We start from the raw sequence: 22,070 nt of genomic DNA, 5'->3' as shown, positions 1-22,070 counted from the left end.
AGTACAACGTACAACGTGACTTCTTGTGCCAGCTCGCGTGCTGTTTATGCATAAAATTGAAGTTTTTCTCTGAAATATGCACATTTTCTTCGTATGACGTGCATATTTTTGGAAAAAATAATGGATATATGCAAATTCTGATGATAGAAAGTCTTGAAATCAGAGAAAACAGGTCTGAAAATGCATATTTTAGAAATTTTTCTTGATTATATGCACGCTTCTGTGCATATTTTGAGAGGTTTCGCTGAATTTATGCATGTGAGAAGGTTGGAGTGAATTTTATGATTTATGAACTGCGCCATTTTAATACACCGCTGCTTCGCTTTACAGCAACGGAAGACAGCAGTACACCGGATATTAAAATATTATGGCATGATGAAAGCAAAGCGAAGCTTCTTCCTCTTGACTTGCGGCTTTCCGGTGAGGGAATTGCTAAATGGCTGAAACGCAGAACAATTCCCGCTAACAGAGCATATGTGCATAATTTTTTGAGCAAGTGCGGACTTAGTATTAACAGACCTATGCATATTATCAAGGTTTCAAAAGGTTTATCTCTAAATGATTGTTACTGGGTCTGTGAAGCGGACTTTTCGGGTACATTTGAGGACTTTAATCTTTATGACAATCGGTTTAGCCGAGTGTTGGCATTGATTGCATTTACCGGTTATGGGAGCAATGTGCGCAGTTCGCTTGCTTCCTGTCCTGAATTTACAACAAATGGTATGCTGCCAAAATGCTGGAGACGAGTGGATGGTACTATAAAGCTTTACAAAGGCGGAACTGCGGGTGCATATAACACGGGAAATGAACCTTACTCGGAGTTTTATGCGGCGCAGGTTGCAGAGGCTATGGGAATTGAGGCAATTTCCTATGGACTTTCCAAATGGAAAGGGGGGCTATGTTCTACCTGTAAATTATTTACAAGTAAAGAAAAAGCCTTCTTGCCGGTTGGAAGAATGGTTACAGCGGGAGGCATGGAGGCAGTAGAAGTATACTACGAGAAACTTGGCGCAGATTATATGAGAGCACTCCACGATATGATTGTCTTTGACGCAGTTATCTGTAATACAGACCGGCATTTTGGAAACTTTGGAGTTCTGGTGGATAATCGGACCAATGAGATTTTGAAGCCGGCGCCCCTATTCGATCATGGAAATTCGCTGTTTAATTATGCAGGACGAGATGATCTGAAATCAGAGGAAGCGCTGACAGCCTATGCGAAAACAATGCAGCCTTGCGTATACGATGATTTTATAGGCAGTGCAAAAAAAGTACTTACAGCAGAACACCGAGAGAGTCTACGTCATTTGTTAAACTTTAAATTTAAGAAACATTCCAGATATAACTTGCCGGAGGAAAGAATTGCATTGATTGAAAAACAAATACAGAGCAGGGCAAGGTTGCTGCTGGAAAAAGAATAAAAAAACGGCTGACCTGAAGGTTTTCGGGAAAGCCGAAAAATGATGAAGCGACAAATAATAAACATATCATTATAGGTCAAGATTTTTTGTCATTTTGCGCAATGGGGCTTTTAATTGTATATATCCTTTTGGACAAAGTGTGGATATATGTTGTGAGTGTTATTTTACTTGCTCTAGGGGTTCTCTTCGACGTGCATGCAAGAAAAAGTAAAAATCACGGTGTAGAAAAGTGATTTACAGCAGTGAACTATAGCCGGATAGTATTCAGGTTATAATGCAGATTCCGGAACCAAATTAAGAATTTTGCGGATATTGCCTTTTACATCGGCTTTGTCGTCCTTGAATTTATTATATTCTCTCTGGCTTCTGGCTTCATTGCTGCTGCTCAGCTGTTCCCAAGCAAAGGATTGCCATTGGTCAAAGATTGCTAGAAGCTGTGCCAAATCATCCTTTTAACAAAAGAAGAAAGAAGGCAATTTATATGGCAGAAGTTAGAATTGCAATCGCAAAAACACCGAGTCAGGCAGATAAGCTTGGCAGAACAATTACAAAGAGTATTACTTTATCTGAAGAAGAAGCCAGAGTTTTTCGAGATTACTATTACGCTGAGGGACAGAAAGTTGAAATCGCATTCGGAGCAGTTGTTTCAATTATGACAGCTGCATTGCCTGGTCCATCTGGTGCTTTGGGGATTGGAGTAAGAAGTGTAGCGCGAGCACTTGATATCACTACTAGTACTGCTGCTGGAGTTTTCAAATCAGTACTCTTTAAATCATATTACAGTCAGCTAGCTAGTAAATTTGACATGACTACTAGTGATAAACCAACAAAATGCACCATGACTTATCAATATAACCGTGTTTCATCTAATGATGGCTATTACTGGTTGAAAGATATTGATGTTAATTAAAGAAGAGCAAGGGCTGGCACATGATTAAATTGTGCCTCGCCAAGTGTAGAATTGAAAAAACAAAGTTGTTGACCAGCTGGAAGCTTTCTCCGGCTGGTATTTTTATACTACATGCAGTAGCATTTAATATAGAAGTTAATTGGTTTATAAAAAATATTATATTATTAAATCTAAAAAATCTATTTTTTATAATTTCTATGATACAATAATTAAAAATAGACTTCTCAATATTGTAATATTTATGAAAAACTAATTATGAAAAGTTAAGCTATTTCTTGAAAATCTTTTGAATGAATTACAAATATATATTTGAATCTAGAAAACGGCATAACAAACAGGGCGTCGTTTCTGGTACTCAAAAGGAGGCGAAATATGTTAGTACGAGTTTTTCAGATCGCTTGCGTAGTGGGAATTGTTATTTCAATCAAGCTGGATCATAAGATGGTCGCAACGGTTACAACGATTTTGCTTGCTGCTGTCTTGGTGGAAGCATTTTTTTCTGATTGGAAAAAAAGTCGGAAAACTGGCAAAACCGCAAGCAGGTGGATGATCATAGTAGAAAACTTTTGCGGAATTTGTGCAGGGCTTCTTCTAATTGCCTATATATGGGCTGGTCAGATATGGGTATTCATTCCAATTGCAATTATTTTGGGGCTGGGCGTGCTTTGTGACATAAGATTAAGGAAAAAGAAAAGTACTGAGGAAGAATAAAGTACACGATATAACAAAGGCGACTTTGCCGGGATTTTGCCCGTAAAATCGCCCAATTTTTTAGTTGGTATAATTATCAAAATATCCCTGAATGTAGATGAACGGTGTGCCTTTGTCGCCGCTACCGCTGGTCAGGTCACATAAAGAACCAATCAGGTCGGTCAGTCTTCTAGGCGTGGTGCCTTCTGCAACCATGGAATCACCCAGTTCTGCGTCCTTGTTCTTTATGTATTCGCTGATTGCATCTTTCAGTTCATCGCCTTTTAAATCAGCAAATTCATTGTCGGCAAGATATTTCAGTTTTACTTCGTTTGGTGTGCCGTCAAGACCTTTTGTGTATCCTGGAGATACGATAGGGTCAGCCAGCTCCCAGATTTTTCCTACAGGGTCTTTGAATGCGCCATCGCCGTAGACCATGACTTCTACAGTTTTACCGGTCAGGACATTGATTTTTTTCTGAATGCCGTCAACAAATTCCTGACAGTGAATCGGGAAGAGTTTAACGCTGTTTTCGGTTGCTTTGTTAGAACCGAGCAGACCGTATTTATCATTGTAACCGCTTCCGTCTACGCTTGCAGTCAATATATCGTCCATACCTAGCACCACTTCTGCGCCGGCTTCTTTGAGCAGTCTCTTGGATCTTGCTCTGGTGTGGATGTCACAGGTCAGTACTTTTTTGGTATAATCCAGAACGGATTTTGGGTTGTTGGAGAAGATGACCTCGGCTTCTGCACCTTCTTCCTCGATAAGATCTTTATAGTAATTCACATAGTCCATACCGGTGAAGGTATGTCTGGATTTTCCGAACAGCTCCTCAAACTGTACCTGTGTCAGCACATCGGAGTACGGGTTGATTCCTTTTTTATCCAGAAGGTCGATGTCAACCAGATGGTTGCCTACTTCGTCAGAAGGATAGCTGAGCATCAGTACAACTTTCTTTGCACCTTTTGCGATACCGCGTAGACAGATTGCAAATCTGTTTCTTGAGAGAATCGGGAAGATAACGCCGATGGTTTCTCCGCCGAGCTTTGCCTTTACGTCTGCAGCAATCTGATCAGTGGTAGCGTAGTTTGCCTGTGCTCTTGCCAGAATGGATTCTGTTACGGCAAGGATGTCTCTGTCCTGTATAGTAAATTCACCAGCTGCTGCCGCATCCATGACAGTGTCGATGACAATCTGGGCGAGGTCCTCGCCCTCTTTTATGATGGGAGCTCTAAGCCCTCTGGATACTGTTCCTACTTTTCTTTCCATTTTAAGATTCTCCTTTGATGCGACTGATTCCCATGTTTGCCAGCTCATCGGCACGGTTGTTCATCGCAGTGATATATTTGAAATCGTCGAAGGAAAAACGGCTTCCGTTCCAGCCGACGAATTTCGTGTAAAGTTTATCAAAGTCTGTAGCTTTGCTGTTCAGGTTAACATGCCCCTTCACGCGGAAAAATTTCACATCGTGCTTTCGCACCAGCGCCAGAAGCTCTTTCCACAAATCCTGATTTTCTACAGATTTCTTGGCGGCGTTGCGCCATTTATTCTTCTCCCAGCTTTCGTACCATTTTTCGCGAAAACAGTTGGAAACATAAGCGCTGTCGGAGAAAACTTCTACAGTCTGCCCATCTTTGTTGAGCGCTTTAAATGCCTCTATGACTGCGGTCAGTTCCATGCGGTTGTTGGTGGTATTTGCTTCACCGCCGAACATCTCTTTCTTGTGTTCGCCAAATTCTAAAATGGAACCCCAGCCGCCGGCGTTCTCACTGCTCTGATTTCCTGAACAGCCGCCGTCTGTGTAAATTCTCAAAATCATTATTGGTATCCCCTTTGTAATTTTTTACACATACTATTATGCCTTATTTTGTTAAAAAGTACAACGGAAAATTTTTGTGGCGGTGAAAAAGTGTGCTATAATGAGGGAGAAGAAGCAGATTTCGCAGTTTTTGAAAGGGAAATAATCATGAAATCAATAAAAGACTTTAACGAGCAGGAAAAGATTTATTATTATAAATGTAAAAGCCGGGTGCTGGACATTCTTTTATTTGAACTTATTGTCGCGGTAATAGTCTGGAATTTTATATCCATTTCCGACGTGCTGCGGGAGATAGGACTTTTATTGATGATTGCAATACCAGTTGTATTCTATCATGTGAAAATAATAAAGATTTGTCCTGCGGATGGAGGGGAAACTGCTGGTGCCGTTTTTTTAGCTGTATGCTGGAGCATCTATTTCTTCCAGGGGTGGGGGATTTTAACTGCGGGCATGTTGATTGTAATATGGGGAGTGGTCTTGTTTGATGTCTTCGCAATCTATAAGAGGAGACGAAAGGGGAATTGAAAAGCCCGTGCGAAGAAGCGCATTTAACCTAAATTGCGGTTTTCAAAAAAATATGTATAAACGTGCTATGGCAGGGGACTGCAGGACTTGCGTAATATGCAAGATTTGAAATTTGTTTAGGGAAATCTTGCGAAAAATGCAGGATTTGAGGACAAAAATCAAGGAATCATGCGTGCTCAAGCTTACTGCTCCTATCTTTTTATACATATTTTCTATTATTTCGATTTCTGGGTTAAGATTTGCGAATTCGCTTATACATTTTTTTCAAAAAGACCTATTTTAGGTTAAGCCACTGTACTGGCAATGGTGCTAGTGCAGGAATTAGATATGGCGCTATCCGCAAAAACATGATAAAATAAGTTTTGTGATTTTTATATGGACGAGGTAAGAGATGGCGTTTCAGTTTTATTCCTTTGCCAGCGGCAGTTCCGGCAACTGCTATCTGGCAAGAAGTGAAAATACGACAATTTTAATAGATGTGGGGATTACCGGCAAGCGAATTTTCGAGGGGCTTTCTTTGCTCAATTTAAAGGCGGAGGAAGTAGACGCAATTTTGGTAACCCATGAGCATACGGACCATGTCAGGAGTCTGAAAATGCTAAGTAAGAAAGCGGTCAATGCCAGAGTCTGCGGCTCCGCGGGCACGTTGGCAGAGGTTATGGATAAGATTGATGGTGACAGAGCAAGGGCAGTTGGAGCTGCAGAGCGTTTCCAGATTGGAGATATTACCGTAGTTCCTTTTCGGCTTTCCCATGATGCGGCAGAGCCTTTTGGTTATTCGTTGATTCACCAGGGAAGACAGCTGACCATTGTGACTGATACTGGATACATTTCCGAGGAAATTTTCTTACATATTGAGAAAGCAGACCTGCTGGTTTTGGAAGCCAATCATGAGGTGAATATTCTGAAGATGGGGGCATATCCATATTATTTGAAACGAAGAATTTTGGGTGATGAAGGACATCTTTCCAACGAGGCGGCAGGGCAATGCCTTTGCGAAATGCTGCGGGCACGGAAAGAAAAGGGCTGCGCAAAAATACCGCAGGTGGTGCTGGCGCATTTAAGCAAGGAAAATAATACGCCGGGACAGGCATATCTAACCATTCGCAACATTTTATTTGAAGAGGATTTTTACATAGACAAAGATTTGATGTTAGATATTGCCAAAAGAGACGAGATTGGAAAAGAGATGGAAATATAGTATATGAACATTACGGTTATCTGTATTGGTAAATTAAAAGAAAAATACTGGAGTCAGGCTGTAGAGGAGTACAGCAAAAGGCTTCGCAGCTATTGCAGTCTGGAAATCCTGGAGTTAAAGGAGTCCAGACTTCCTGATAAAGCTGGTGCTGCCGAGGAGCTGGCTGTAAAGGACGCCGAAGGGAAGGAAATCCTGAGGCGGATTAAGGAAAACATGTATGTGATTACATTGGAAGTCAAAGGGAAAATGCTTTCCTCTGAAAAATTAGCGGAAAAGATAGAAAAACTGGGCCTTTCCGGCGACAGTAATATCGCCTTTGTTATTGGCGGCAGTTTGGGACTTTCCGATGAAGTAAGCAGGAGAGCTGATTTTAAACTTTCCTTTTCTGAGATGACTTTTCCGCACCAGATGATGCGGGTGATTCTGCTGGAACAGGTGTATAGAAGTTTTAAAATTATGAGGAATGAAACTTATCATAAATAATTTCACTCATAGGTATTTACTTTTGCGGAAAAAGGATTATAATAAAAATAGTTCAAAATGAACAGGGAAAAATTTAATACGGAGAAGTTTTTTCTGTATGGTGGTTTATAGTTTACATTGCGAGGTTTTTTCCCTGTTTATTCTTGGATAAGAGAAGAAATGTCAAGGATTGAATTGACATTTTTTTTTTTGCGGTTTTCTACAAACTAAAAGATGTCAGGCAGGCAATTTTACGCCAACGTGACATCTTTTTTAGTTATAATGCTTATACAATCATATCATAGGTTGCGTAGTCCGGCATCCAGTGAGTGTCGGCAATATAGTGGAACAAAGTTTCCGTGTCTTTTGCTTTGAACAATTCCAGAATTTTACGATGTTCATTATTAGTCTTTGCAAACACTTCTTTCAGGGTCTGATCGTTGTCATCGATATAGGTTTTTTTCAATAGTTTGTTCTTTGTTTTAGCAATTGTATCGATTAGGGTATTGTTGCCGCATTTATTGATATATAGCTGGTGGAAGGTGGTTTGCTGTTTGTAATACATCTCGTAATTGCCAGAGTTGATAGCAAGCTCCATTGCGTCTATATAAAAAGCCATATCGGCATAATCCTGTTCTGTTAAATTGTCACAGGATAATTTTGCTGCGTAGCCATCGAGGACTCCGATGACTGCATAAATTTCCTTGATGTCGGTGTGACTCATCGCTTTGATGACAAAACCTTTGCGGGCGCGGTTTTCCAGCACGCCTTCAGCGGCTAGCTGAATTAAGGCTTCGCGGACAGGTGTACGGCTGATATTCAGTTCTTCACAGATCACATTCTCGTTGACACGTTTATCGGGGAGAAGGGCGCCATCACGTATTTGCTCGGCGATATAGTCATAGACGTGGTCTTTTAATGTTTTAAATCTTTCCATGTATGGTTTCCTCTCAAAATTCTAACGCTTATATATAATATATAACGGCTGGAATCTTTCGTCAATAGAATTCGACAAGAAACGCGAATTTATCTGAAAAATCAGATATGACCTATTGACAGAAGAAAAAGTTTTATATATAATATACTCATCTCGGTAGAAAATATAATATATTTTATAATTTATATCGAATATAATCTGCCGAGCGCAATTATTTTATTTATAGAAAGAAAGAGAGGTTTATGAAATGCCGACATTAAATGACAAGAAGAAGAAATTTCAATTTCCGAGCAGTACATTAATGCTGTTTTCCATCATTGTAGTGGTAACTATCTTAACCTACATTGTACCAGCAGGTCAGTATGAGTATGTGCTGGATGAGGCAACGGGCTATAACGTTGTAGATGGGGGAAGTTTTGCTTATGTTGATCAGAGCCCAGTCAATCCGTTCAAACTGTTCGTAGCAATTCAGGAAGGCTTTATCAACGGTGCACAGATTATCTTCCTGATTTTATTCGGATATTTCTGGGTATATTCTGTCATGCAGACTGGTGCTTTTACAGCGATGATTAACACGCTTCTTAACGGCAGGGCAAAGGACAGCAAATTATTTGTTCCTATCGTTATGTTGGTTTTTGCATTAGCGGGATCTACTTATGGCGAATTTGAGACTGTATATGGGCTGATTCCGATTTTCGTGGCGCTTGCCATTGCGCTGGGTTATGATGCAATCGTGGGAATGTGCATGTCAGGTATGGCAGTGGCAGTCGGCTTTGCCTCTGCAACGACAAATCCGTTTACCATCGGTATTGCACAGACGTTTGGGCAGCTGAAGATGTTCTCCGGCTTAGGATACAGATGGCTCATCTTTGTGGTATTCTATCTGGTTGCTGTGGCGCTGGTGATGAGATATGCTCTAAAAATTAAGAAGGACCCAACGAAGAGTCTGCTTTACGGCATGGATTACTCTGCTTTCCAGGTTGAACGTGATGAAACCATGAAGTTTACAGGCAAACACAAAATTATTATGCTTGGTATGGTTGTTACAGTCGCAACCATTGTATATGGCTCTTTAGAACTGGGCTGGTATATCAATGAAATGAGCGCTGTATTTATCATTTCCGGTATCATTTCTTCTATCATCGGAGGCAAAAGAGCAGAGGGTATCTGCGCAGATTTGATTACATCGTTGTCAGAAATGACAGTTGCAATGGTCGTAGTAGGTATGTCAAGAGCAATTCTGGTTATCATGCAGAACGGAGTGATTATTGATACTGTAATTCACGGTATGAACAGCATGATGGATGGACTTCCAGCGTGGGGAACAGGTATTGCAATGCTGATTGTGCAGAATGTCCTGAATTTCTTTATCCCATCGGGCAGCGGTCAGGCGGCAGCAATTATGCCGATTATGATTCCGCTGGCAGACCTGTCTGATCTAAACAGACAGATTGCAGTGCTTGCTTATCAGTTTGGTGATGGATTCTCCAATCTGTTATGGCCGACAGCGTCCTGTACAATTATGTGTGGTATTGCAAAAATTCCTATGGGCAAATGGTATAGATTCTTCCTGCCGATTTTTGCAGTGTTCTTCGTATTACAGATTATCTTTATTGTAATCGCAGTTCTGATGAACTATAGTTAAAATAACGGGAAAAGAAAGGATTTTCTAAAATGCAGGAAAAAGAGTTTAGAGATTTGCTGCTTGCGCAGGTGCGCATCTTTGAGAAAGAAGTTATTGCAGTCAATGACTATATGGCAGAAAATCCGGAAACTGGGTCGGAAGAGTATAATAGTTCTCGCAAAATGGTAGAATTGCTGAGAAAATACGGAATTCAGGTGGAGTATCCTTTTGCTGGATTAGATACAGCCTTTAAAGGGATTATCAATCCTGAAAAGGAAAGCAGAATGGTGCTTTTAGCAGAATATGACGCTCTGCGGGGTTTAGGTCATGCCTGCGGTCACTGCGCCAGCGGCAGTGCGAGCCTTCTTGCGGCTTTGGCGCTGAATCAGGTAAAGGATCAGCTGGATTTCGGCGTAGATATTATCGGAACACCTGATGAAGAAGTCAACGGTGATAAATGCTATATGGCGGATGAGGGTGTTTTCGATGGATATGATTTTGCAGCCATGGTTCACATGGGCGGCTTTAATACGGCAGAGGTTAAATTTATTGCCTTAGATGGTCTGGGCTTCAAGTGGCACGGCGCGCCAGCTCATGCGGCAGCAGCACCGGAAAAGGGAAGAAATGCCCTCAATGCGGCACGACTGTTTATGGACGCAGTCGATATGATGAGACAACATGTCATAGAGGAAGCTAGATTGCATGGCTTCATTAAGCAAGGCGGTGTTGCTTCTAATATCGTTCCCGATGAGGTGGAAATTGAATTTATAACCAGAGCGCCAAGAAGGGAAGACCTTAATGATATTACAGCGTGGGTCAGAGACTGCGCAAAAGCGGCGGCTCTTGCGACTCGGACGGAAGCTGAGATGTTTCTGGTCGGTGCGCCGTTCCATGAACTGCATATCAGTGAAATTGGTAAGAAGATTATGGAAGACTGCTTTACCGATCTGGATATAGACTTTGTAAAAGGATCCTCTGCCATGACAGGTTCCTCAGATATCGGCAATGTCGATTATCGCTGTCCGGCATTTCATCCGGTTATGGGAATTGGTAAGAATTACGATCCCCATACCAAGGAATTTGCAGATGAAATGACTTGCCCGGGAACCCATCAGGCGATCAAAAATTCAGCGAATTATCTGCTGACTTTAGCGGCAAAGCTTTATACCGATAAGGAGTTGCTCGCGAAGCTCAAAGCAGATCACAAGGCGTACAGAGGATATTAACTCTTAAAAATTTGAAAAGATCATAGTTTTATGTGATAATTAGGGAATGTGTGAAAATACATTCCCTTTTTAAAATAATTTATGTTAATGGAGGAAATTATGAATTACGGATGTCAGAGTATGGTCAAAAAAATTGACACAATTTTAATTAAACGGCCGGAAGCGGCTTTTGTGAGTCAGGAAAACCTCAACGAGAATTGGGAAAAATTCAAGTATTTCGGGTGTCCAGACTATGAGAAGGTGCTTAAGGAGTACGAGGTCTTTGAAAAGATCATCAAAGACAATGTCGAAAATGTTTATTATCTTCCTTATGACGAGAGAACCGGACTTGACTCTATCTACACCCATGACTCCCTCAAAGTCACGAAAAAAGGCGCAATTTACTTTCCGATGGGAAAAGAACTTAGAAATAAGGAGCGCCTTGCGACAGAAGCTTTTTTAACAGAGCATGGGGTGCCGACTTTAGGATACATTAAGGCGCCGGGAAAAATGGAAGGCGGCGATGTCCTTTGGATTGATGAAAAGACTGTAGCGATCGGCAGGGGGTATAGAACTAATGATGAAGGCATTCGCCAGTTCAAAGAACTCACAAAGGATTTTATCGATGAATATATTGTGATTCCAATGCCCCACGGTGACGGCGAAGAGGCGTGTCTCCACCTGATGAGCATTATCAGTTTTGTGGACACAGATAAAGCCGTTGTTTATTCCAAGTACATGCCGGTATTCTTTAGAGAATATCTCATCGAAAAGGGCATACAGCTGATCGAATGCAATGATGAAGAATACGATTATCTGGGAACCAACCTGCTGGCGCTGGAACCTGGAAAATGCGTTTTAATCGCAGGCTGTCCGGAGATTCAGAAAAAAATCGAAGACGCGGGTGTAACGGTTTACACTTACGAAGGAAAAGAAATGTCCTACCGTGGTACCGGCGGACCGACCTGTCTGACCTGCCCGGTGTGCAGAAAATAGGGACTTCGAGGTAATATTCATGAAAAATCACAATTTGGATTTTGCGCTGCTGGGCGAAAAGATCAAAGAAATTCTATATGAATATGTAAAAATTGAAAGTTTTACTAATACCTCTGGCGAGCGGCTGGTAGAGGAATTTTTCACTGCGCATTTTGGAGAAATCCCATATTTCAAAGAACATCCTGACAATTGGGGACTTTATCCTGTAGAAAATGACCCGCTGGGCAGGCATGTATGCTGGGCTATGGTACGGGGAAAAGGGAATAAAACTGTTGCCATGGTACATCATTACGACATTGTGGATATCGAAGATTATAAATTGCTCAAGCCGCTGGCTTTTTCACCTGATGAACTTGCGGCAGCCCTTGCAGATCATAAAGATATGCTGCCGGAAGATGCGTTGGCAGATTTGGAAGCGGGCAGCTTTGTATTCTGCAGAGGCGGCTGTGATATGAAAGCGGGAGGCGCTATCCAGTACGCACTTTTAGAGGAATACAGCAAACTTGCAGATTTTGAGGGAAATGTCATCGTTCTTGGCGTCCCCGATGAGGAAAACCTTTCTGCCGGCATGCGGGCTGCGGTGCGGCTTTTGGCAGAACTAAAGGAAAAGCAGGGACTTGAATATCTGATGATGATCAACAGCGAGCCCCATCAGAGAAAAGATTTTTCCAAAGGTGTTTTTTCTGAGGGAACAGTGGGAAAAATGATGCCATTTGTCTATGTGAGAGGATTTTTATCTCATGCAGGAAAAGTCTTTGAGGGTCTCAATCCGGTATCCGTTTTGTCGGAAATTGTGGCGAAAACGGAAGTTAACATGGACTTTGCTGATGTAGTAGACGGAGAAGCGGCGCCGCCGCCAACCTGGCTATATCAAAAGGATAGTAAAGATCGTTATGATGTCTCTATGCCGCTGTCTGCACAAGGTTGTTTTAGCGTTCTGACTTTAAAGCAAACGCCTGCGGAGCTTTTAGGCAAGGTAAAGAAGGTCTGTGAAGACGGATTTCTGACAGTAATTGAGCGGCTTAACGAGAATTATGAGAAGTTTTTAGATGCTACGGGGCAGCCAGTAAAGAAGCTGCCTTGGAAGGTGAAGACTGTAGGTTTTGGAGAACTTTATGAAGAGGCAAAAGCCCAGCACGGAACAGTCTTTGAAGAGGCTTACAAAATGGAAAGAGAGCGGATCTTACGGGATCTTGCGGAAGGACGCATCAATATGATTGAAGGCAACTTTCAGCTCATTGAGAAAATCTACGACTATATTGAGGATATTTCTCCCAGAGTTGTGTACGGTTTACTTCCGCCGTATTATCCAAACGTGTCCAATGTGTATTTTGATGGGATTGCAGAGGAAGCATCGGGGCTGAGCGAAAAGTTATCCACATATACACAAGAAGAGTATGGACAAATTTACGATAAAGAGTATTTCTACACTGGAATCTGCGATCTGAGCTACATCAATATTGACGATCCGACAGCCCAGAGGGAATCGGTGGCAGGTGCTATGCCGCTCTTTGGTGCGTACTATGATATTCCTTTTGAGCAGATTAAAGCTATTTCCATGGCAGGAATCAACATCGGTCCGTGGGGAAAGGATTTTCATAAACTGACGGAGAGAGTATACAAAGAGGATTTGTATGAGCGCACGCCGCGCATTTTGGATTATGCAGTGAAGATACTGCTGGGATAATATAAAAATACGAGAAGGAACTGCCTGCATTATAGGAAATGGTTGATAATGCGGCAGTTTTTTTGTGGGATGAAGTTAATTGGGAATTTTCATAGAAATCCATAAAAGGATACATATAAAATATTGGAATTTCAACATTTTATATAAAATGGATACAGTTTAAATAAAAATATAAAACGGTATACAGATGCTATAACTTGTAATCGCTGTAATTTCAACGTCTTTTCTAAAGTTAAATCTTGGCATATTTTTTGCTCTTATTTATAGACGTCTGTAAAGTACTTTGCAAAACAGTCTGGAACAAACTAAATATGGAGGATTTTATGAAACATGAAATTGGTGTAATGGGTGTGCAGGTAGGCATGACCGATGACAAACATGATAATTTGATGCGTGCACTGAACTTGATTGAAGAGGGCGTGAGACGGTATAACAAACTTGATGTGATTTGTCTTCCTGAGCTTTATTATTCAAATCCGACAAAGGAGAACAGAGCCTGGATTGGAGAAGTCCTGGATTCAGAATTCTTTCAGGAATTTTCAAAATGTGCAAAGAAGCATCATGTAAATATCATTACAGGGAGCTATCCGCTGATTAAGGGGGATAAACTTCTGAACGCATGTCTTTGCATCAACAGAGAAGGGCAGCTGATTGGAGATTACAGTAAAACTCATTTGTTTGATGCGTTTTCTTCAAAAGAATCCGATACCGTGGATGCAGGGGATGAGATCGGAATCTTTGAATTTGATTTTGGCAAGGTGGGCATAGCAATCTGTTACGAACTCCGTTTTGCAGATTATCTGAGGACACTGGCGTTGAAAGATATTGATGTGCTCTTTGTTCCATCTGCGTTTTACACGCCGCGCCATGATCAGTGGGACATTTTGGTGCAGTCGGCGGCGCTGAATAATTTGATGTATGTTGTTGCATTGAACCAGTACAACAGTCATTTTTTTGGAAGAAGCTGCATTGCAGACCCATGTGGACTGATTGTATCTAAAGCATCGGACCAGGAAGGAATTATGTATGGCATGCTGGATATGGACTATCAGAAGAAAGTAAGGCAGCAAGTGCCGACTTATCACAACCGAAGACCAGAATTATATGATGTGAAATAGGAGGAAGCTGCAATGAGATTGAGAAATCTGAGCTGGAAGCAATTTGAGCAACTGGACAGGGAGAAGCCAGTTATTATTCCGACAGGCGCCATTGAGGTTTATGGACCGCATCTGCCGATGGGAGGAGATGCAATCGTGGCGGATCGGATTGCTGATATGGTAGCTGATAGATTGAATCTTCTGGTAACGCCGACTATAGAGATGGGAGATTCTTTATCCTTACTGACGCCGGCTTTTCCAGGGACAATGGTGATTAAGCCGGAGCATTTTAAAGGATATCTGGAAGATGTGTGCTTGAGTCTGATTCGCTGGGGATTTAAGAAGATTTTCTTCCTCAATACCCACGTGAGCAATGTGTTCATGATAACTCAGCTGGGCTGGGAACTGGAAGATAAATATCAGATTCGCTGTGCATCTATGGACTGGTGGCGTTTTATACAGCCTCATTGTGAAGGTGTTTGTGATTATACAGGCGTGATGGCGCACGGTCACGCCAGCGAAGCGGGGACTTCAGTTTTGAAATACCTGACCCCGGAACTGGTTCACGAAGAGGAATCGGTGTGTACGCTGGAACTGTTTGAGGATAAATTCCCAGAGTTCAAACAGTATATCAAATTTGACCAATACACAGACACCGGAACTTTGGGTGACGCGACAAAGGGAACTGCAGAAAAGGGCAAGGAGATTGTATTGCGAAGTGTAGATAGAATTATAGAGTTTCTGGAAGATTATTATAAATAATAGGAGGCGATAAAAATGAACATTATCAATACAAAAGTAAGACGACTTCCTAATGCACTGATAGAACGTTTCAGGCAGATTAGCCCCAGTGAGTTGGGGCATGCACTGGAATTTGGCTTCATGAATAATGATATCACGCTCTTGGATAAGAGTAAGGATACATACGTTGTGGGAAGCGCTATAACAGCGCGCATTCCGGCAACGGATTCGACCATGGTATATAAGGCGATGACTTATTCGGAACCCGGAGATGTTCTGGTAATTGATATGCAGGGCGAAAAGCGCCATGCATGCTGGGGCGAGATGACTACGCTGACTGCAAAGCGCTTTGGGTTACAAGCAGTCGTAGTAGATGGACCGAATACAGATTCAAAGGAAATCAAGGAAAAAGATTTTCCGGTATTTTCCAAAGGACAATCCAACCTGACAACGAAAATTTTCGGCTTTAAAGGGGATGTAAATGTTCCTGTGTGCTGCGGAGGCTGCGTTGTCTGCCCGGGAGATTTGATTTTAGGTAACAGTGACGGAATTGTAGTAGTTCCTTATGATTTTGCAGAAAAACTGATAGAAATTGCAGAAATGTATGAGGAATACAACAAAATTGACCAGGCAGGATTTGCAAATAATTTACCATTGACAGAAATCATGTCTTTTGAAAGAAAAATTGAAAAGATGCCAGACGTGATTTATCTTGAGTAAAGGAGGTAATTCGATGGAACATGTTAAAGAGAAAAAAGTTTCGATGGGAATAGCTACGGCAGCGATGCTGGCGCTTGCTGCAGTTCTAATAGGCGGATTTGTTGTATTGAAAATTTCGACCCACGTAGTATTTATTTTGGCGATTATTGCTATTGGCATTATCGCGTTGATTAGCGGTTTTAATAAAACAGATCTGCAGGAATTTTTTGTTGAAGGCTGTAAAAGTGCAGTGTTGGTAGCCCTCATCTTGATGACGGTGGGGACTGTAATAGGTTCGTGGATTATTTCGGGAATTGTGCCGACTATCATTTATTATGGATTAGAAATTCTTTCACCAAAAGTATTTCTGGTTGTTGGCTTCTTTATTTGCTGTATAATCTCTTTCTTTGTGGGGAGTTCTTACTCGGCAATTGCGACTTTAGGTGTTGCATTTATGGGAATTGGCTTAGGACTTAATATTAATCCAGGGCTGACAGCGGGTATGGTAGTCTCCGGCGCCATTTTCGGTGATAAAATGTCACCGTTTTCAGACACGACGAACTTATCACCGGCAGTGGCAGGAACGGATATTTTCCGTCATATTAATTCTATGCTTTATACGACTGTTCCGGCGATGATTCTTACTGCTGTGGGTTATACTATAATCGGTTTTAGCATTGATGGAAATGCGATGGATACATCGGTAATTGATGCAATTAACGGAACATTAGAGGCGCATTTTACAATCAGTCCAATTCTTTTGATTGTGCCACTTCTGACGATTGTATTAGCTCTTTTAAAAATGCCGCCGCTGATCGCCTTACTTCTGAGCGCTATTGCTGGAACCATTGCCGCATTTATTTTCCAGGGAGGACATTACGATTATCAGGAGATTCTCAACGCCCTTGGCAATGGTTTTTCTATTGACAGCGGAAATTCAGATGTAGACAGACTGCTGAACAGAGGCGGTGTAATGGGAATGATGAGTACGGTTTCTCTGGCGCTTCTTGCCCTGGGACTTGGAGAGATGCTGCAGAAAATGGGCGTTCTGTCAGTAATGCTGCAGAAAATGGAAATGTTTATACGCAGTCCAAGATCTCTGGTGCTGACAACGTTAGCAACCTGTCTTGTAACAACGGTTCTGACTGCCAGCCAGTATATTGCAATTTTACTGCCGGGTCAAGTGATGAAAAATGCTTATACAAAACAAGGTGTACAAAAGAGAGTGCTGTCGCGTACACTGGAGGATGGAGGTACGATCTTTACCTTCCTGATTCCATGGTCTACCACAGGGATTTTTGTATCAGGAGTACTGGGTGTAGAAGTACTCGAATATGTCCCTTACGCGTTTCTTGCAATTCTCTGTCCTCTAATCGCAGTATTTTATGCCTGCACAGGGATTGCCATCTTTAAGGAGACAGAAGAACTGCAGGAGAAGGACGCATAATATTTACAATAGTTTTTCGATACCGCAAAAGAAATCATCTTCTTTTGCGGTGTTTTATGTTTTATTGTATAATGAATTAAAATGAGGATGGGGCAAAATGCCAGGAGGTGAAATGGAAATGAAACGACTTATGGTAGTGGCGTTATATAAAGGAATCAGTGAATATTATTGCGAGTATCTGAAAGATATCTTTGGTAATAGTATAATAGTTGAAAATTATTATATTGAGAATAACCCTGGGAATTTTGACTTTGATGGTGATTTGATAGTGACGTCTTCAAATATTCTCTATGATCATATTAAACAGCTGAATAAGAATCAGGTGGAAACCATTGTCATGCGGCGGACGTTTACCAGAGAGGGACTTGACAAATTGAGAGGAATCAATAACGAGAAGGAAATCCTCTTTGTCAGTAATTTTCATGAAATTGCAGTGGAATGTGTGTCAAAACTTTACGAGCTGGGGATTAAAAATCTAAAGTTGATTCCCTATAATACATATTCTCGCTACGAGGAAGAATTCAGCAATATAAAAACCGCAGTCATTGCAGGTAAGACAGAGAGGATTCCGTCTTTCATCCAGGAGATTATCGATATCGGGGATCGCGTTATGGATCTGTCTACAATTGCAGATATAGGCGCGATGCTGAAGTTGCCCGGTGTACATTTATACAAAATTCTTGAGCATTACAAGAGAAAATTGGCTTATACTGATTATGGAATCAATCAGATGCTTACAGATTCCGGTGATATTCAGCAGCAGCTGCAGACGATTTTGAAGTTTACCAATGACAGCATTGTCGCTGTAGATCTGGCGGGCTATATTTCTGAATATAATGAGGCCAGCGAGAGAAGTTTTTCCTTGAAAAAAGAGGAAGTTTTAGGCCGAAATATCAGAGAAGTTTTTCCTGAGATACATATTCGGGACATTTTATCAGGGAAAAAGTCTGTGACAAATGAGATGGTTACTATCAATCACGTTAGCTATGTGATCAATAAATATGGTATCTACAGCAGTGAAGGTATCTTGGCTGGCGTTGTAATTTTGGGACAAAAATATATGGAGATGGAGAACGAGAGAAATAAACTCCGCTCCAAGCTGATTCCTAAAGGCCATATTACAAAGTATAATATGAGTGATATTCTGGGGAACAGTTCTGCTATCAAAACGGCTAAGAAAACAGCAGTAAAAATGGCAAGAAGCTCAAGTACGGTTTTGATTACAGGAGAAAGCGGTACAGGAAAAGAAGTTTTTGCACAAGTGATCCATAATGAGTCTGACAGAAAAGACGCGCCTTTTATTGCGGTAAACTGTTCAGCATTAGCGCCGTCTTTGCTCGAGTCGGAGCTATTTGGATATGAGGAGGGCGCTTTTACAGGTGCAAAAAAGGGGGGAAAGCTGGGGCTTTTTGAATTGGCGGATAAGGGAACTATTTTTCTTGATGAAATCGGCGAACTTCCTTATGTACTGCAGGCTAAATTACTTCGTGTACTGATGGAAAGAGAAATCATGCGTATTGGCGGAGTGGAGGTTATTAAAATTGATGTGAGAGTCATAGCCGCGACCAATAAAAATCTTTTGCAACTGGTTGAAGAGGGACAATTTCGGGAGGATTTGTATTACAGAATCAACGTACTACCTTTGATGCTCCCGCCGTTAAGAGAGCGAAAAGAGGATGTTGCGATTCTGGCAACAGCTTTTCTCGCAGAATTTGGCGAAGAAAAGAAGCTGGCGCCAAAGATTTTGAAATATTTGACCGCTTACCACTGGCCGGGGAACGTTAGAGAGCTGCATAATTGTATTGAATATATGTATCAGTTGTCAGATGAGAGAATTTCAGTCCTTGACATACCGCAGGGAATCAGAAATTTTAAAATGAAAGAAGTGCCAGCCTTCCATTTAAGTGAAACCGAAAGACGGGTTTTGGTTGCGGTTGAAAAGATAAACGAAAAAGGACAGCCAGCAGGACGAAAGAATGTAAGAGAATTCCTTCTCACGAATGGGACGCGTATGGCAGAGCAGGAAGTACGTTTTATCATAAAAACACTTGCGGAACAGGGACTGGTACAGGTACATCAGGGCAGACTGGGGACGAAGATTACCGGAGAAGGACTGCGTGTTTTGCGAAAAAACTCTGTCACACATTTTTCCCGATAAACCGCTGAAAACTTTTCTTTTCTCCGGCAATGAGCAGGTGCATGGTTTCCCTAAAAATAAAATCTTGGGAATCTACCGCCTTGATGACATCGTTTTCTTTATAAGCGATGACATTGAGTCGGTATTTTTTTCGTATCTCCAGTTCTTTAAGACTGTGTCCAATCCAGGACTTTGGCGGCGCAATTTCAAAAATACCGTAATCAGAAGAAAGTTCCAGGTAGTCAAAGGCACTGGCGGCGCTGTATTTCATCGCAGTGCGCAGCGCCATGTCACGTTCGGGATAGATGACGGCATCGGCGCCGTTGGAAAGAAGAAATTTAGCATGAAGATCCTGATTGACTTTGGCAATCACCTTTTTTGCGCCCTGTTCTTTCAGCATCATGGTGATAATCAAAGAAGTTTCCAGATTGTTGCTGATGCAGACGAAGGAAAGATCAAATTCGCTTGCACCGAGGCTTTTGATCACTGATTCATCTGTGCAGTCACCGATTTGGGCAGCAGTGACAAAGGGTGCAATTTCGTTGACACACCGCTCGTCTTGATCGATTACCAGAAGTTCATTTCCCAGTTCAGAAAGACGCATGGACAGATGACGACCGAATCTGCCCAGTCCAATAATTAAAATAGAACGCATGAGTTGTCTCCTTTTGTTTGAATTTTTTGTACCGCTTATCCGATGAGAATTGGCTCTTTAGGATACCGCAGCCTGTGGGCAGGTCTATGACTGCTGATTACCATGATGACAGCAATACTCCCCAGCCTGCCAAGATACATCAGCGCAATGAGTATCGCCTTCGAAAATACACCCAGTTCTGCCGTAATTCCCATGGAAAGACCTACTGTACCAAGGGCAGATAGTACCTCAAAAAGTACGTATTCAGATTCCAGAAGGGGATTCGCAAGAAGCAGCAGAAATGTACAGAAAATACTTGCAATCAGGTAAAATGAAATACTGGAGAAGGCGCGCTGCTGCACTTCTTCGGGCAGTCGCCTCTGGAACAAAGATAGATCTCTGCTGCGAAAAATTTGGGAAACGATAGAGAGCAGAACAACAGTGAATGTGGTAACTTTGATACCGCCGCCAGTGGAGCCAGGACCGGCGCCGATAACCATAAGACACATGGTCAGGACTCTGCCCGCCGGCGAAAAATCACTGTAGTCAGAAATCGCAAAGCCTGCTGTTCTCGGGGTAACCGACAAAAATAGAGCGTTCATCCATTTTTCTGCGAGGGAAAGGGAGCGCAGTGTGGTATTGCTTTCTAAGAACAAAAATAAAAGACAGCCGGATATAACCAAAGCTGCGGTACAGGTCAGCATAATTTTGCTGTGCAGGGTGTAGGTGCGGAACCGGAAACGATGGTCGATGAAGTCACGCCAGACGATAAAACCGATGCCGCCTGTGATGATCAGTATAGTAGTGGTTAGAAGCACCAGTGGGTCTTTTGAAAAATGCTGTAAAGATGTACCGGGGGTAAAGATACCCATTAAATCGAAGCCTGCGTTGCAGAACGCGGAGACTGCGTGGAAGATGCTGAACCACAGACCTTGCGCAGCTCCAAAGAGCGGGATAAAACGAAATGCCAGAGCAATGGCGCCGGCACCTTCGAAGATGAGGGTGCCCAGTGTCATCGTGCGCAGCACCTTGGTAACAGTGCCGATGGTTAGACTGCCCATAGACTCCATCAATGTGGTACGCTGAAAAATGCTGATTTTATGTCCTGAAAAATAAAGAAGCGCCATGGAGAGTCCCATAAATCCAAGACCGCCAATCTGAATCAGAAGCAGAATGATAAGTTGACCCAGAAAATTCCAATGAGTATAAATGTCCATCGGAGAAAGACCGGTGACGCAGGTCGCCGAGGCTGAAGTAAAAAGGCAGTCGATAAAGGGCGTGGATTCACCGCTTGTTGTGCAGACCGGCAGACAAAGAACCAGTGCACCTGTCAGAATAATCACGGCAAACCCTGCCGACAAAAGCTGTATAGATGAAAGTTTTCGCATAGGTGCATCATCCTCCTGCCTTATGTTTCATCAATGGATGTAAGGCGGATATCTGCACTGGGCGGGAGGGAATACCCCCCCTATATGACAGAATACCGTTTCGTCACATTGATATATTGCATCAGTATGCCCAGATTTGCGTAATAATATGAGAATTTATCTTGTTTTTTCACTTCAATTAGACCGGATTGTACCAGTTTCTTCATATGCTGAGAAATGGTGGCTTGTGCATAGTCGAAATTTGCGACAAGATCTTTGTTGCATACGTTTTCCATGGTTTTGTTGCACTGCATGATGTAGCGGAACAGACGCAGGCGAACGGGATGTGCCAGTGCATCGGACACGTCTGCAATCATTTCGATGTCTTTTTCGTCAAAGTCCTGTTCTTTTCTAATTCTCATAATGAATGTCCTCCAAAGTTTTAGATTGTCAAATACCAATATACAA

The 22,070-nt window shown here is 42.0% G+C and carries 22 protein-coding genes; 15 read left to right on the top strand and 7 right to left on the bottom strand.

What is annotated here, in order from left to right; all coding sequences use genetic code 11:
- The first annotated feature begins 281 nt into the window (after positions 1 to 281).
- Complete coding sequence (locus D1151_RS09690) at positions 282 to 1,421, top strand: XRE family transcriptional regulator (RefSeq protein WP_161908774.1); 1,140 nt, start codon at positions 282 to 284, stop codon at positions 1,419 to 1,421.
- 269 nt (positions 1,422 to 1,690) lie between these two features.
- Here the strand turns inward: D1151_RS09690 and D1151_RS09685 are convergent, their stop codons facing one another.
- Positions 1,691 to 1,864 carry a hypothetical protein gene (locus D1151_RS09685; protein WP_161908773.1) on the bottom strand — a complete coding sequence of 58 codons (174 nt, stop codon included), beginning with the start codon at positions 1,862 to 1,864 and terminating at the stop codon, positions 1,691 to 1,693.
- 38 nt (positions 1,865 to 1,902) lie between these two features.
- On the opposite strand from D1151_RS09685, the gene D1151_RS09680 reads away from it, so the two are divergent.
- Both D1151_RS09680 and D1151_RS09675 read left to right on the top strand, forming a co-directional pair.
- Positions 1,903 to 2,331: a hypothetical protein gene (locus tag D1151_RS09680; RefSeq protein WP_161908772.1), complete on the top strand. Its 429-nt coding sequence runs from the start codon at positions 1,903 to 1,905 to the stop codon at positions 2,329 to 2,331.
- A gap of 372 nt (positions 2,332 to 2,703) precedes the next feature.
- Positions 2,704 to 3,042: a hypothetical protein gene (locus D1151_RS09675; protein ID WP_161908771.1), complete on the top strand. Its 339-nt coding sequence runs from the start codon at positions 2,704 to 2,706 to the stop codon at positions 3,040 to 3,042.
- Between the two features lie 60 nt (positions 3,043 to 3,102).
- On the opposite strand, the gene D1151_RS09670 is transcribed toward D1151_RS09675, so the two are convergent.
- Positions 3,103 to 4,293 carry a coenzyme F420-0:L-glutamate ligase gene (locus D1151_RS09670; RefSeq protein WP_161908770.1) on the bottom strand — a complete coding sequence of 397 codons (1,191 nt, stop codon included), beginning with the start codon at positions 4,291 to 4,293 and terminating at the stop codon, positions 3,103 to 3,105.
- 1 nt (position 4,294) lies between these two features.
- Positions 4,295 to 4,843 carry a ribonuclease HI gene (locus D1151_RS09665; protein ID WP_202620415.1) on the bottom strand — a complete coding sequence of 183 codons (549 nt, stop codon included), beginning with the start codon at positions 4,841 to 4,843 and terminating at the stop codon, positions 4,295 to 4,297.
- A 90-nt stretch (positions 4,844 to 4,933) separates the two neighbouring features.
- On the opposite strand from D1151_RS09665, the gene D1151_RS09660 reads away from it, so the two are divergent.
- The 3 genes from D1151_RS09660 to rlmH all read left to right on the top strand — a co-directional run bounded on the left by D1151_RS09660 (position 4,934) and on the right by rlmH (position 7,052).
- Positions 4,934 to 5,368, top strand: a complete 435-nt coding sequence (locus D1151_RS09660) for a hypothetical protein (protein WP_161908769.1) — start codon at positions 4,934 to 4,936, stop codon at positions 5,366 to 5,368.
- Positions 5,369 to 5,759: 391 nt separating this feature from the next.
- Entirely contained in the window at positions 5,760 to 6,569 is an 810-nt protein-coding gene (locus D1151_RS09655) for an MBL fold metallo-hydrolase (protein ID WP_161908768.1), read from the top strand.
- A 3-nt stretch (positions 6,570 to 6,572) separates the two neighbouring features.
- Positions 6,573 to 7,052, top strand: a complete 480-nt coding sequence (gene rlmH, locus D1151_RS09650) for a 23S rRNA (pseudouridine(1915)-N(3))-methyltransferase RlmH (protein WP_161908767.1) — start codon at positions 6,573 to 6,575, stop codon at positions 7,050 to 7,052.
- Positions 7,053 to 7,317: 265 nt separating this feature from the next.
- On the opposite strand, the gene D1151_RS09645 is transcribed toward rlmH, so the two are convergent.
- The gene (locus D1151_RS09645; protein ID WP_160200971.1) at positions 7,318 to 7,968 is read right to left on the bottom strand and encodes a GntR family transcriptional regulator; all 651 of its coding nucleotides are present in this window, start codon (positions 7,966 to 7,968) and stop codon (positions 7,318 to 7,320) included.
- A gap of 247 nt (positions 7,969 to 8,215) precedes the next feature.
- On the opposite strand from D1151_RS09645, the gene D1151_RS09640 reads away from it, so the two are divergent.
- The 9 genes from D1151_RS09640 to D1151_RS09600 all read left to right on the top strand — a co-directional run bounded on the left by D1151_RS09640 (position 8,216) and on the right by D1151_RS09600 (position 19,622).
- Positions 8,216 to 9,613 (top strand): YfcC family protein, encoded by a 1,398-nt coding sequence (locus tag D1151_RS09640; RefSeq protein WP_160200970.1) that lies wholly within the window; start codon positions 8,216 to 8,218, stop codon positions 9,611 to 9,613.
- A 29-nt stretch (positions 9,614 to 9,642) separates the two neighbouring features.
- Positions 9,643 to 10,818 (top strand): amidohydrolase, encoded by a 1,176-nt coding sequence (locus tag D1151_RS09635; protein WP_161908766.1) that lies wholly within the window; start codon positions 9,643 to 9,645, stop codon positions 10,816 to 10,818.
- Between the two features lie 99 nt (positions 10,819 to 10,917).
- The gene (locus D1151_RS09630; RefSeq protein ID WP_161908765.1) at positions 10,918 to 11,793 is read left to right on the top strand and encodes a dimethylarginine dimethylaminohydrolase family protein; all 876 of its coding nucleotides are present in this window, start codon (positions 10,918 to 10,920) and stop codon (positions 11,791 to 11,793) included.
- Positions 11,794 to 11,812: 19 nt separating this feature from the next.
- Positions 11,813 to 13,480, top strand: coding sequence for a M20/M25/M40 family metallo-hydrolase (locus tag D1151_RS09625; protein ID WP_243151195.1), 1,668 nt, complete (start codon positions 11,813 to 11,815; stop codon positions 13,478 to 13,480).
- A gap of 323 nt (positions 13,481 to 13,803) precedes the next feature.
- On the top strand, positions 13,804 to 14,598 hold the full coding sequence (locus D1151_RS09620; RefSeq protein WP_161908764.1) for a carbon-nitrogen hydrolase family protein: 795 nt from the start codon (positions 13,804 to 13,806) through the stop codon (positions 14,596 to 14,598).
- Positions 14,599 to 14,610: 12 nt separating this feature from the next.
- Positions 14,611 to 15,339 (top strand): creatininase family protein, encoded by a 729-nt coding sequence (locus D1151_RS09615; protein WP_161908763.1) that lies wholly within the window; start codon positions 14,611 to 14,613, stop codon positions 15,337 to 15,339.
- 15 nt (positions 15,340 to 15,354) lie between these two features.
- Positions 15,355 to 16,038, top strand: coding sequence for an RraA family protein (locus D1151_RS09610; protein WP_161908762.1), 684 nt, complete (start codon positions 15,355 to 15,357; stop codon positions 16,036 to 16,038).
- Positions 16,039 to 16,051: 13 nt separating this feature from the next.
- Positions 16,052 to 17,464 carry a Na+/H+ antiporter NhaC gene (nhaC, locus tag D1151_RS09605; protein ID WP_161908761.1) on the top strand — a complete coding sequence of 471 codons (1,413 nt, stop codon included), beginning with the start codon at positions 16,052 to 16,054 and terminating at the stop codon, positions 17,462 to 17,464.
- Between the two features lie 118 nt (positions 17,465 to 17,582).
- Positions 17,583 to 19,622: a sigma-54-dependent Fis family transcriptional regulator gene (locus tag D1151_RS09600; RefSeq protein ID WP_161908760.1), complete on the top strand. Its 2,040-nt coding sequence runs from the start codon at positions 17,583 to 17,585 to the stop codon at positions 19,620 to 19,622.
- Here D1151_RS09600 and D1151_RS09595 read toward each other — a convergent pair.
- From D1151_RS09595 to D1151_RS09585, 3 genes are all read right to left on the bottom strand, one after another.
- Positions 19,603 to 20,256, bottom strand: coding sequence for a TrkA family potassium uptake protein (locus D1151_RS09595; protein ID WP_161908759.1), 654 nt, complete (start codon positions 20,254 to 20,256; stop codon positions 19,603 to 19,605). The two genes, D1151_RS09600 and D1151_RS09595, sit on opposite strands and share 20 nt — an antisense overlap.
- A 35-nt stretch (positions 20,257 to 20,291) precedes the next feature.
- Entirely contained in the window at positions 20,292 to 21,623 is a 1,332-nt protein-coding gene (locus D1151_RS09590; RefSeq protein WP_161908758.1) for a TrkH family potassium uptake protein, read from the bottom strand.
- A gap of 80 nt (positions 21,624 to 21,703) precedes the next feature.
- Positions 21,704 to 22,024 (bottom strand): helix-turn-helix transcriptional regulator, encoded by a 321-nt coding sequence (locus D1151_RS09585; RefSeq protein ID WP_160200965.1) that lies wholly within the window; start codon positions 22,022 to 22,024, stop codon positions 21,704 to 21,706.
- Positions 22,025 to 22,070 lie beyond the last annotated feature (46 nt).

It is taken from the genome of Emergencia sp. 1XD21-10 (assembly GCF_009936045.1).
Classification (GTDB): domain Bacteria; phylum Bacillota; class Clostridia; order Peptostreptococcales; family Anaerovoracaceae; genus Senimuribacter; species Senimuribacter intestinalis.
The sequence above is the reverse complement of the archived record's forward strand: the minus strand, read 5'-3'. Positions and strand labels throughout refer to the sequence as shown.